Here is a 10,837-nt window from a genome sequence, read left to right on the forward strand (position 1 = left end):
AGGCAAGCAGCTCCACGACTGCAACCTCGTCGCGGTGATGCGCACTCATGGCGTCCAGCGATTGGCCACCCGGAACGCAGCGGACTTCCAGCGGTACGCCAGCCTCATCACCATTGAATCCATCACTCCCTGACCCCCATGACGGAGAGAGGCCGCCCGCTCAGAACGTCCAGCCCACGGCGAGCTGCGCGCGATGGCCTACGTTCCATGCGACGAAGGAATCGGTCCACGGGTGGGGCTCGCCGCCCTCGAGAGGCGCGGTGGCCCCGCTCTGCCTGACGAACCGGTTCGTCACGCCCACGCCGAGCGCGGCCTGCACGCTGAAGCCATGGCGCAGGCGGAGGCTGTAGCCCAGCAGCACCGCGCCTCCCATGTGCCACTCCCGCTGAAAGCTCTCCCCCAGGGCTGGAGTCGTCGCGGTGCTCGGCTCCCGCCACGCTCGCGCCAATTCGAGCCTCGGGCCGAACCACAGTCCATCCATCGCCGAGCCCGTCATATAGAAGCGCGCACCGGGCTCGGCTCCCAGCAGCAGGTAGCGCGTGTCCTCGTCGCCGTGGCGGCCCTCCTCCTCGCCCACGCTGAAGCCCATCCGCAGCCCCAGGTTCACCGAGAAGCGCTCGTCCAGCTCCTGCTCTCCTTCCAGCGAGAAGCCACGGGCCGACAACGGCACCACCAGCCCCACGAACGTCCGGCGCTTCCTCAGCTCGCGAGCGGTGGCGCTCGTGGCGGCCGTGCCCTCACTGCTCGGCTCCTCGGCCCTCGCCGCCGTCACCAGCAGGGCCGCCATCACTCCCGTCACTGCGCGCATGTCACTCCCCCTACCGCTCCCGGCCCTCGCCCGGAGCCTTCTGCAACCCCTGTGCACGGCCCCATCCTCCAGGCTCCAGAGGGTTGAGTGGAAACACGAAGGGCCGGCCCCCTCATCGGGTGACCGGCCCTCGGCACTTCGGGACTTCAGGGGCTGGGGACTAGCCGTTGATCTGCGCCCGGTACGTGTTCATCCACTGGGCGATCTGCGTCGCGTACTGCGTGCTGTTGTTGCCGTCGGAGGGAGGGGCGTACTTGTTGATCATCCCCTGCCAGTCCTTGTTGTCGATGAACTGGCGGTAGCCGACGTTCATCAGCCGGAAGTAGGCCTCGATGCCCTTCTCGACGGAGGGGAACTTGGTGAAGCCGCCGTTGGGCACGCCGCCGAACTGCTTCTCCCACTCGGCGAAGCGCAGGTTGCCCGGGTTGTTGTTCCTCGGGGCGACGCCGGTGGTGTTCCACTGCGCCTCCTTCTGGAACATGGCGAGCGCCAGCTCGACGGGCACGTTGTACTTCTTGGACATGGCCAGCAGGTGCTCGCCCTGGCCGCGCAGCCCGCTGTTCTTCAGCATGTCATTGATGCGGGCCGCCTTGGCCGCGTCGGTGCCGCTGGTGGGCGGGGTGGGGGCGGGGCCGGTGACGGGGCCCGGAGAGGACCTGCCGCCGAGCGCCTCGGAGAGCGCGGCGCGCGTCTTGGGCCCGTAGTTGCCCGAGTTGGGGCTGATGCCGTGGTCGGCCTGGAACTTGGCGACGGCCGCCTCCGTCTTCGGGCCGAAGGTGCCGGGGCCGGTGGACACCTGCTCCTTCGTCATGTAGCCGAGCTTCACCAGGGCGTCCTGGAGCTGCTTCACCTCGGGGCCCTCGGCGCCGCGCTTCAGGTCGGACTGGGGCACGGCGGGCCGGTTGAGCTTGTCGAGCTCGGCCGTCATCGCGGCGCGCGTCTTGGGGCCGTAGAGGCCCGAGTTGGGGCTGATGCCGTGGTCACCCTGGAACTTGGCGACGGCGGACTCCGTCTTCGGGCCGAAGGTGCCGGGGCCGGTGGCCACCTGCTCCTTCGTCATGTAGCCGAGCTTCACCAGGGCATCCTGGAGCTTCCGCACCTCGGGGCCCTCGGCGCCGCGCTTGAGGTCCACCTGGGGCACGCTGGTGGAGCCGCCGGGGGTGGGCGTCGGAGTGGGGGTGGGCGTCGGCGTCGGGGTCGGCGTCGGGGTGGGCGCGGGCGAGCCGGTGGACTTGCCCGAGTCATTCACCCAGTACTCCACCGGGCGGTTGCCGAAGGAGTCCTTCACGTGGCCGTTGTTGAAGTTCTTCGAGCCGGCCTGGGCGATGGCGGGGCCCTGGCTCGTCACCTCACCGGGGCGCACCATGGCGACGTGGCCGATGCCGCCCGGGTTCTTCCACACGGCGACGGCGGGGTGGCCCTGGTTGGCCAGGCGCTGGGCCTCCTCGGCGCTCACCTGGCGGTAGCCGTTGCGGGCGCCGTGCTGGTGCAGCCAGTCCACGGTGGCATTGGCGTTGAGCTCGCGGCCCTTGCCCACGCCCGTGGGGTTGCCGGCGTTGTCCACCCAGTGGGGAATCTCCGCGCCCATGGCCTTGGTGGCGTCCCACACGAAGATGTTGCAGTAGGTGTTGCCGCCGCGCGGGGTGTAGCGGGGGTTGTTGCCCACGGCGAACTGGTTGAGGACCTCGTTGTAGGTGTCGGCGTTGCGGTTGGACGGGTTGCCGCGCACCGGGGCGTCCACCGGAATCCACGCCTGGGTGTTGGTGGTACCCGGCGCCGGCCTGGAGCCGTCATAGCGCAGCGCGCGCGCCTCGAAGGCGTCGGTGTTGCGCGTCTCGGCGACGGTGTTGCGCTCGGCCGCCTTCGGGGCGGCGGTCTGGGTCTCGACCCGGGGAGCGCTCTCGGTGCGCTGGGGGGCCGGCGTGGACGTGGCGCGGTTGATGGTGGTCATGGGCGAAAACCTTTGAAGGAGTACGTTTGAGGGAATTGTCGCACGAGGTGGTGGGAAGTTGCGTGTCCACGACTCCGGGTGCACCTCGGCCATACGCAACGGATGAGCAGGGGCCCACTTCCGCTCCACCAGGGGCTCGGGTAGTTTGCGCCGCCCTGCGTTCCGCAGTCCCGCAGCACGCAGCAACCCGAGGAACCCCACCATGGCCAGGATTTCCAACGACCAGGCTCAGGAGCGTCACGCGTTCCTGCTCGAGCTCTTCCGCAACCAGCCGGACATCAGCCGCAACGAGGCGATGGACGCCTACAAGGACAAGTTTGGCGCGTCGCTGAACGCCAAGACCTTCAACGAGCTGCGTGAGCAGGCGCTGCGCGACGCGGAGGGCACCGAGGAGAAGGCCGAGGAGAGCTCGACCGAGACCGAGACGCAGGCGGACGACGCCGCCTCGCGGCTGAAGGCGGTGGCCTCGTCCGAGCAGAACGGCGCGAGCGCGCAGCCGGCGAAGAAGCCGAAGGCCAAGGGCCCGGGCAGCAAGAACGTGTTCGTGGACGCGACGCAGGAGCAGCTCCAGTTCCTCGAGCGCGTGGTGCAGCAGCTCCAGGACTCCGGCGCGAACAACGTGAAGATCGACTACTCCACGGACCGCTGGATGGTCCTCACGGTGGACTCGAAGTAGTCCACGTCGTTCCAACAACCTGCGCGCTCCTCCCGAGGGGAGCGCGCGGATTTGTATCCAGCTTGGTACTCGCTTCACTGCTGATCAGGCAGAACCAGCAGGTTTTCGTCCTTTGGGGTTCGTTGCTTCCCAACGAGGTTCTGAATCACCAACCTTCCCTGGGTATGGAGCTTCCAGACTTCCTTACCCAATTCGGCTTTGGTGATGTGCCTCTCGCATAGGATCTGCGGCCACAGTTCTCCGAATGATTGCGGTGAACTCTCGGTCAGCGTCTTCAAGACATCTTCGGACGCTTGCCGGAGACCGTCATCATGGAGCCGCGCATATGTCGGATCCGACTGGCTCAGACCCAAAATCAGATTGAGTTGACCGCGACTTCGCGCCTGTTCACGTACTTCTCCGGCCTCATCACCACAGATTCGTTTTTCGACATGCCGGAAGAGATCAACCACTGCCTTGTTATGTCCCCCGATCACGAGCCGGAACCACGTCCGATCATGCGTGGGATGAGGGATGATCAAGTCGGCTGCAAAGCGGACACCGCCCTTCTGTCGTAGTTGCTTCCGATAAAGGGAGAAGAGCTGTTCCTCCGTAAGGGCAGGTGGAACATCACTTTCGGTCAGCCCGAAGAAGTCCCGCATCTGTTCTCGTAGAAACGAGCGTGGATCATCCTTGAACCGATTGATGTGATTGAACATCACGTTGATGAGGACATCACGCCCTCGCACGCCAGCGAGAGGGGCGATGTTCCTCATTCCAGCCCCCTTCCACCCTGTGGGATCCACGAACAGGAAGGCCGGATCGTTCCGGATGGCTCGGTTGATGTTGTCGACGTAGTCTCCGAATTCCCCCGGCAGTGGCTTCGCATCGATAGGTCCTGCTCTCTTCTTGAGGAAGGACTCCAACCGGCCGAAAGCCTTTTTGTCCTTCTCGACGAAGATCGCCGACAAGTCGATGTGGAAGCCCTGCCTGCTCCATGTCTCAGCAGCTTGCTTCAGGGCATTGAGACCGATAGCGACAGAAGTATCCTCAAGGGCTTCATCATTGGCCTGCCAGGGGCCTGCGAAGCAGTCCACGTACCAGAGCCTGACGGACTTACGTCCTCGAATAATCGAAGCCCATTTGTGAGCCCACGAATCGAGGTACTCCGAGAGCACCCGATGCTTCAAATAGGTTTGCTCCCGGCCTTTGTACTCTTCCGGAATCGTCATCTCCCCCCTCCTTCCACCTACCTACCTACCTACCTACGACGAGCGTAGATCGTTCGGACTCCAAGCCTCCCGTCCTTCGATTCTGGCACGCTGCTGCAACGTCTGGGAGAGTGCTTCGGCCTGCGCTAGCATCTGCTGGCGTTGGAGTTCCGGTGGGCAGGCAGTCAGCACACGCTGCGGGACCTCATCATATGTACGACCATCGAGTGTCCGGCCCGTTGCGCTCTTACGAACTCCTCCCCACTGCTTGAAGAAGAATGCGACCCCAGATTTGGCACATTGCTCTCGAATGGACGACACCCACTCCCTGGCCATCGGTCTTGCACCGGCGCCACTCTCGCCTCCAACGATGACCCAGTGAATGCCCGATAGGTCCAACCGACCCACGTCCTCCAGCAAGGGCTCTACCGATAAGAATCGAACCCGCGCAGGCGCATCCCTCAGATGCTGGATGCGAGGAAGTCCATAGCGGCGATCTTCGACGCTGACTCCCCACCAGATGTGCGGCAGCCGAGCAGCAAAGGCCAACGGCCCGGTCAACAGCTCGCACATGCGCTCTGCCCGTTTCGTCAATACCTGGAAGGTATGCCAACGTGCGAGCGCCATCACACGTGCAACCGCGACGATGTAATCGTCCGGAACGCCCACGTGGAAGAGGTCGCTCATCGAGTTGACGAAAATGGTCTTCGGAGACTTCCAGCGAAGGGGTTCTGCCAGCTTCTCAGGAACCAGTCGCAGGTCGAATCCTTGCGCGTAGGGATGGCCCGGCACTCCCCGGAATCGCTCGGCGAAAGTCTCTGCATAGCAGTGCTTGCAGCCTGGGCTGATCTTCGTGCAGCCCCGAACGGGGTTCCACGTCGCATCGGTCCATTCGATTCTGGAGTGGTCGCTCAAGTCATCACCTGAACGCCCAGCATGTCATGCCGCACTGACACGATGCACCAAACCTGCATCCCGTTTCCGCCAAGCCACCAGCTCAATACCCTGTGCTCTCTCTGGGAGAGCACAGGTAAAGGTGCTCAGAACTCCCCGCCGCCCTCGAGCTTCACCGCGGGACTCGGCTCCCCGGCGGTGGCGAAGGAGACGGGCGCCTCGGTGGCGTCGAAGGCGCGCGGGCGCAGCAGGCGCTGGGTGAGCACGAGCGCGAGCAGCAGCAGCGCGGAGCTCGCCGTGACGAAGCGTACGCCCACGCGGTCAGCAAGCGCGCCCTGCAGCCACACGCCTCCCGCGTACCCCACGCCGAGCATCATGCTGTAGAGGCTGGTGACGCGGGCCTGCAAGTCCGGGGGCGCGCGCAGCTGGCAGGTGGTGTTGAGGCCGGCGAGCGTCGACATGTAGAGCGCGCCCAGGCCGACGATGGCCAGCGCGGCCAGGTGCAGGGTGGGCGCCATCCAGTACAGCGCCGCCATGGGGCCGATGAGCAGCAGGCACACCTCCAGCACCCGCCTGCGGCCAAACGCCTCCACGATGGGGCCGATCATCACCGCGGCCGTCACCGCGCCCACGCCCTGCGCCGCGACGAGCAGCGAGGTGGCGGCGGCCCCCTGGTGGAAGACGCGGATGGCGAACACAGGCACCAGGCCGATGAAGGGCGCCACCAGCGCGGACACCGCCAGCGTGCCCATCATCGCCAGGAAGATGCCGCCGTCCTGCCTCGCCACGCGCGCGCCGCGCAGGATGCCGGGCCAGAGCGCCTCGCGCTGCTGCGAGGAGGAGCGGCCCGAGGAGCGCACGCGCGAGAGGGCGACGAGCACCGCCAGGAAGGACAGGGTGTTGACGAAGAGCGCCCAGGCGGGCCCCCCCGCGGCGAGCACCAGCGCCGCGAGCGTCGGGCCGATGATGCGCCCCAGGTTGAACTGCGCCGAGTTGAGGCTGACGGCGCTGTGCAGATCCTCGGGCGGGACGATGTCGGCGACGAGGGCGGAGAAGGCCGGGTTGGACAGGGCGCTGGCGCAGCCGTTGAGCAGGGAGATGACGGCGACGGCGGGCACCGAGAGGCGGCCGGTGAAGGCGAGCACCGTGAGGATGCCGGCCAGCAGCGCCTGCACGAGCGTGCCCACGGCGAGGTACACGCGCCGGTCGAACCGGTCCGCGAGCGCCCCGCCCACGGGCGAGAGCACCACGGCGGGCAGGAAGGTGAGGGCGGCGATGCCCCCGGTGGCCTCGGCGCGGCCCGTCACCGTGGTGACGAAGACGCCCAGGGCCAGCGTCTCCATCCAGGTGCCGATGTTGGACACGAGGGCGCCAGACCAGACATGGACGAAGTCTCGATGCCCGAAAGCACGGAGCGAGGAGAAGCGAGTCAGTCGGAGGGCGGGCACGGCGCCTCCCTTGTAACGCAGCCGGAGGACACACGCTCGGTGGGTACCTACCCACACGTCATTGATTGATGGCTCGTCGACTCGCCTGCCAGGCACCCGGCAAGCCTTCAATGCCGACGAAGTCCTTTGTATGCAAAGCAAACCAGGAAGACGACGAGCGCCCGGGGCGTGGACCCTCGGGCGCTCGGGGAGAGCCGGGTGGGTGCCGGCGGACTACTGGGCGCCCGCGGCGATGGGCTTGCGCGGCGAGATGGTGCCGTCAGCGCCAATCTGCGCGCCCGTCTCGGGGAAGTCCTCGCCGGTGAGGCGGCGCACGAGCGGAATCACCTCGCCGGAGGCGTCCGGCTGGGGAATGCCACGGCCCTCCTGGCGGGTGGGGAGGATGCGGCCGGCGCGGAAGCGGCCCTGGGCGTCGAGCTCCACGTCCACCACCAAGCCGAGCCCCTGCGGGCCCTTGAGGTTGAAGGTGCCGTAGGTGGCGAAGTTGCCCATGGAGTAGACGATGAGGCGGTCCTTGTAGAACTCCATGGCGCGCACGACGTGGGGGCCATGGCCGAGCACCAGGTCGGCGCCCGCGTCGATGACGGCGTGGGTGAAGAGGCGCAGGTTGCCGCGGTTCTCGCCGAAGAAGAGCTCGGAGCCCTGGGGGATGTTGAGGGCCTTGCCGCCCTCGGCGCCGCCGTGGAAGGAGACGAGGACGACGTCGTGGTTCTGCTTGGCCGAGCGCACGAGCGCGGCGGCGCTGGCGGTGTCGTTGAGGTAGTTGCAGGCGGCCGAGGTGTGGAAGGCGACCATGCCGATGCGCAGGCCGTTGCGCTCGACGGTGGCGACGGAGCCAGGAGGGCCGCTCCAGGCGATGCCGAGCTTGTCGAGGGTGGCCTCGGTCTCGCGGCGGCACAGCTCGCCGAAGTCACCCGAGTGGTTGTTGGCGGTGGAGGCCAGGTCCACGCCCACGTCCTTCAGGTAGTTGCCGTAGTGGGTGGGCGAGCGGAAGGCGTAGCAATTGCCACCCTTGCGGCACTTCTTGGTCTCCCCGTTGTCGCAGAGGGGGCCCTCGAGGTTGACGAAGGTGAGGTCCGCGTCGCGCAGCAGGGAGGCGACGTTGGCGAGGCTCGCGGCGCCGTCGTCCGGGGGCAGGAGGCCCTCGGGGAAGGAGGAGCCGAGCATCACGTCCCCCACGGCGCGGATGCGCACGCGGGCGCCCGGGGGAGGCGCGGTGCGGGGAGCGGGCTTCGCGTCGGCGGCGGCGAGCTTCCGCTGGAGGGAGGACTGACCGCGGGCCTGGGTGAGGGCGTCCTCGAGGTCCGGGTGCTGGGGGTCGAGACTCTGCACCGTGGACCACTCGGTGAGGGCGTCGGACCAGCGGTTGACGAGCGAGTACGCCCAGCCCAGCTCCCAATGGCAGTCCACGCGGGAGGGAGCGGCGCGGGTGCAGTCCGAGAAGGAGGCGATGGCGGCGTTGGCGTCCTTCACCTTGAGGGCCTCGACACCCCGGGCGTAGTGCGCATCCGCCGCCTGAGCGGCTTCGCCCTGCGCGGCGGGAGCGGCGGGCTCGGCCGGAGCCGCGGCGGCTGCCGGCGCCGCGGGGGCGGCGGGCTCCACCGGAGCAGCGGGGGTGGCTGGAGTGGCGGGGGTGGAAGCCGTGCCGCTGGCGGAGCCCTCGTCGGAGGGCTGGGAGCGGGAGGCGGACTCGGGCTCGGCCACGACGGGGCCGCGAGCGGTCGCGCAGCCACCGAGGGCGGAGAGCGCGAGCACGGAGAGCAGAAGGGAGCGGGAGCGCATGAGGGCGGGCATCTTAAGGGTGAAGCGGCCCCAGCCAGAGGAAAGCGTGCGTCCACGTCCAGCGCTCGACGGAGGAGCATCCGGGCGGGCTCCATGGCGAGCCGGAAAGCGTCGGCTTTCAGGCGAGGCCCATCCCCCTTCAGCCCTCCAGGTGGGCGAGGAGGCGGGCGGAGGGCACCGAGTCACGTAGGGTAGAGGGCACCCCCGAAGCACCCGAGGACTGCCCGATGCGCCTTCGCCGTGCCGCCCTGCTGCTCGCCGTGTCCGCCGTGCTCCCCGCCTGTGGTCAGCTCTATAAAGGTGAGGGAGGTGAGTTCCACGAAGCCTGCACCCTGGAGGCGCGCCCCTCGGTGCGGGTGACGGTGGTGGACACGCAGGGCAACCCGCGGCGGGACGCCCGCGTCACCTACACCCGGGACGGAGGCCCCGAGCAGCAGGCGGAGTGCCTGCGCTCCGAAGCCGGACACTGCGAGTGGTGGCTGACGGAGCCCGAGCAACCGGGCCTGTTCGTCCTCACGGCCACGAGCGCCGACGGCCAGCGCACCGTGCGGCAGCAGGTCACCGTGACCGAGACCGAGGACAAGTGCCACGTCCTCACCGAGACCGTGCGGCTCACGCTCCCCGACTGAGCTTCCAGGGGCTGCTCGACCCGGTCTACTTCCGCTTCTTCACCTTGACCGCCTTCTTCGCGGGCCGGCAGAGCGCGTTCGGCTTCTTCTCCAGCGAGCCCTGCTGGAACGAGCGGCGGCCGTCACAGGCGACGCGGAAGTCGACGTTGTCGGCCTGGGGGATGCGGAACGTCTTCACCTTCGCGCCGCGCACCATCAGGTGCTGCCACCACACCTTGGCGCGGTCCTTCCCGTACGTGGCCGCGCCGCACTCCAGGTAGGGCAGGCGGCCCAGCACGGTGGTGAAGGAGGACGTATGAACCCCCTCGACGACGCGGGCGCCGAAGAAGACGCGGCCCTCGTAGCGGACGTAGCCGCAGCCGAGCTCCTCGTAGCCCTGCCCATCCCCGCGCGGGACGGCGACGAAGGCGGGGAGCTCGGGGCGGCGGGTGTTGTTGAGATAGAAGAAGCGCGCGTCCCGGGGCCGGCAGTCGGCATCCACCTCGAAGGTCTGCGCGTCGGCGAGATCCAACCGCGTGAGCACGTCGGCGGACTGCCCGTTGGGCTCCTTCGCGGAGTCCTCGGCGGACAGGGGCTGGGCCCAGTAGATGCTGCTGGCGTAGCGGAAGAAGCCACACCCGAGCGGCCGGAAGGAGTCCGGGACGAAGGGCACCGGCGGGCGGTTCTTCACCGGGCGCTGGAGGATGAGGGTGCAGCCGCGCCGCACGCGGGTGCCATCGGCGTAGAAGCCCTGCCCGAGCGGCCGGAGCATGCCCTCGCCGGTGCCGACCTGCTTGTCACCACACTGGGTGATGTCGGGGACCGGAGCCTGGGCCTGGACCAGAGCCGGCTCCGGGGCGCCCGGGTCCGGAGCGACGGCGGCGGAGTCCGCGGGGCCCGCGTCCTGGGCCACGGGAGTGGTGTCCGGAGTGCCCGCGTCCTGGGCGTGCACGGCGGAGCCCGTGAGCAGCGTCCCCAGCAGGAACGCCAGGGGGGCCCCGAGGGGCTTCCATGGATGCCTCGTACTTCCCATGGGGGCGCATCATGGCGCCTCTGGCGCCCGGGAGCGAACAAACCCGTCAGGGAGCCGAGGGCGCACGAGAGGAGGGGAGGCGGGCAAGGCCCGGGGAGCCCAGCTCAGGGGGCCTCGGAGGCCTCGGTGACGACCCGGCCCGGGGCCAGGCTGGCGAGCACGAGAGCGGCCACCCCGGCGATGGCGGCGACGAGGGCGAAGCGGAGGGCGAAGCTCCCGTGGACGAGGTCGATCGCCGCGATGGTGAAGGTTCCGCCGAGCATGCGGGTGGCGTACAGGGCGCTCGTCACCATGCCCCGGTGGTGCCAGGGGGCGCGCGTCTGGGGGCCGATCAGCGAGGTGGAGGCGGCCGGCCCGAGCCCCAGCCCCAGGAGGCCGAGGCTGGCGAAGGTGGCGAGGGTCCCCCAGTCCCAGAGCACCCCGAGGGTGAAGAGCGAGGCGCCGAGC

General features: G+C 68.4%; 9 protein-coding genes and 1 pseudogene. 2 read left to right on the forward strand and 8 right to left on the reverse strand.

Features of this window, described 5'->3' with window-relative positions:
* Window positions 1-160: 160 nt before the first annotated feature.
* Window positions 161-808 carry a DUF3575 domain-containing protein gene (locus VF697_RS16695; RefSeq protein WP_331096136.1) on the reverse strand — a complete coding sequence of 216 codons (648 nt, stop codon included), beginning with the start codon at window positions 806-808 and terminating at the stop codon, window positions 161-163.
* Window positions 809-968: 160 nt separating this feature from the next.
* A complete protein-coding gene (locus tag VF697_RS16700; protein WP_331096137.1) occupies window positions 969-2,759 on the reverse strand; it encodes a peptidoglycan-binding protein in 1,791 nt (596 codons plus the stop codon).
* Window positions 2,760-2,961: 202 nt separating this feature from the next.
* Between VF697_RS16700 and VF697_RS16705 the strand changes: the two genes are divergently transcribed.
* Window positions 2,962-3,435, forward strand: a complete 474-nt coding sequence (locus tag VF697_RS16705; RefSeq protein ID WP_331096139.1) for a hypothetical protein — start codon at window positions 2,962-2,964, stop codon at window positions 3,433-3,435.
* A 74-nt stretch (window positions 3,436-3,509) separates the two neighbouring features.
* On the opposite strand, the gene tcmP is transcribed toward VF697_RS16705, so the two are convergent.
* From tcmP to VF697_RS16725, 4 genes are all read right to left on the reverse strand, one after another.
* A complete protein-coding gene (gene tcmP / locus VF697_RS16710) occupies window positions 3,510-4,646 on the reverse strand; it encodes a three-Cys-motif partner protein TcmP (RefSeq protein ID WP_331096141.1) in 1,137 nt (378 codons plus the stop codon).
* Between the two features lie 33 nt (window positions 4,647-4,679).
* Window positions 4,680-5,540 (reverse strand): phage Gp37/Gp68 family protein, encoded by an 861-nt coding sequence (locus VF697_RS16715; RefSeq protein ID WP_331096143.1) that lies wholly within the window; start codon window positions 5,538-5,540, stop codon window positions 4,680-4,682.
* Between the two features lie 125 nt (window positions 5,541-5,665).
* Complete coding sequence (locus VF697_RS16720; RefSeq protein WP_331096145.1) at window positions 5,666-6,967, reverse strand: MFS transporter; 1,302 nt, start codon at window positions 6,965-6,967, stop codon at window positions 5,666-5,668.
* A gap of 213 nt (window positions 6,968-7,180) precedes the next feature.
* Window positions 7,181-8,749 carry a CapA family protein gene (locus tag VF697_RS16725; RefSeq protein ID WP_331096147.1) on the reverse strand — a complete coding sequence of 523 codons (1,569 nt, stop codon included), beginning with the start codon at window positions 8,747-8,749 and terminating at the stop codon, window positions 7,181-7,183.
* A gap of 227 nt (window positions 8,750-8,976) precedes the next feature.
* Here VF697_RS16725 and VF697_RS16730 point away from each other — a divergent pair, with 227 nt between their 5' ends.
* Window positions 8,977-9,378, forward strand: coding sequence for a hypothetical protein (locus tag VF697_RS16730; protein ID WP_331096149.1), 402 nt, complete (start codon window positions 8,977-8,979; stop codon window positions 9,376-9,378).
* 25 nt (window positions 9,379-9,403) lie between these two features.
* On the opposite strand, the gene VF697_RS16735 is transcribed toward VF697_RS16730, so the two are convergent.
* Window positions 9,404-10,390, reverse strand: coding sequence for a hypothetical protein (locus tag VF697_RS16735; RefSeq protein WP_331096151.1), 987 nt, complete (start codon window positions 10,388-10,390; stop codon window positions 9,404-9,406).
* A gap of 104 nt (window positions 10,391-10,494) precedes the next feature.
* Window positions 10,495-10,837 (reverse strand): annotated as a pseudogene (locus VF697_RS16740) (MFS transporter); the annotation flags it as partial.

The organism is Archangium sp. (assembly GCF_036388035.1).
GTDB lineage: Bacteria > Myxococcota > Myxococcia > Myxococcales > Myxococcaceae > Archangium.

Excerpts from the sequence above, each read along its gene's own strand:
- VF697_RS16695 (WP_331096136.1), bottom strand. The coding sequence starts at position 808 with ATGCGCGCAGTGACGGGAGTGATGGCGGCCCTGCTGGTGACGGCGGCG.
- VF697_RS16700 (WP_331096137.1), bottom strand. The coding sequence starts at position 2,759 with ATGACCACCATCAACCGCGCCACGTCCACGCCGGCCCCCCAGCGCACC.
- VF697_RS16705 (WP_331096139.1), top strand. The coding sequence starts at position 2,962 with ATGGCCAGGATTTCCAACGACCAGGCTCAGGAGCGTCACGCGTTCCTG.
- tcmP (WP_331096141.1), bottom strand. The coding sequence starts at position 4,646 with ATGACGATTCCGGAAGAGTACAAAGGCCGGGAGCAAACCTATTTGAAG.
- VF697_RS16725 (WP_331096147.1), bottom strand. The coding sequence starts at position 8,749 with ATGCGCTCCCGCTCCCTTCTGCTCTCCGTGCTCGCGCTCTCCGCCCTC.
- VF697_RS16730 (WP_331096149.1), top strand. The coding sequence starts at position 8,977 with ATGCGCCTTCGCCGTGCCGCCCTGCTGCTCGCCGTGTCCGCCGTGCTC.
- VF697_RS16735 (WP_331096151.1), bottom strand. The coding sequence starts at position 10,390 with ATGGGAAGTACGAGGCATCCATGGAAGCCCCTCGGGGCCCCCCTGGCG.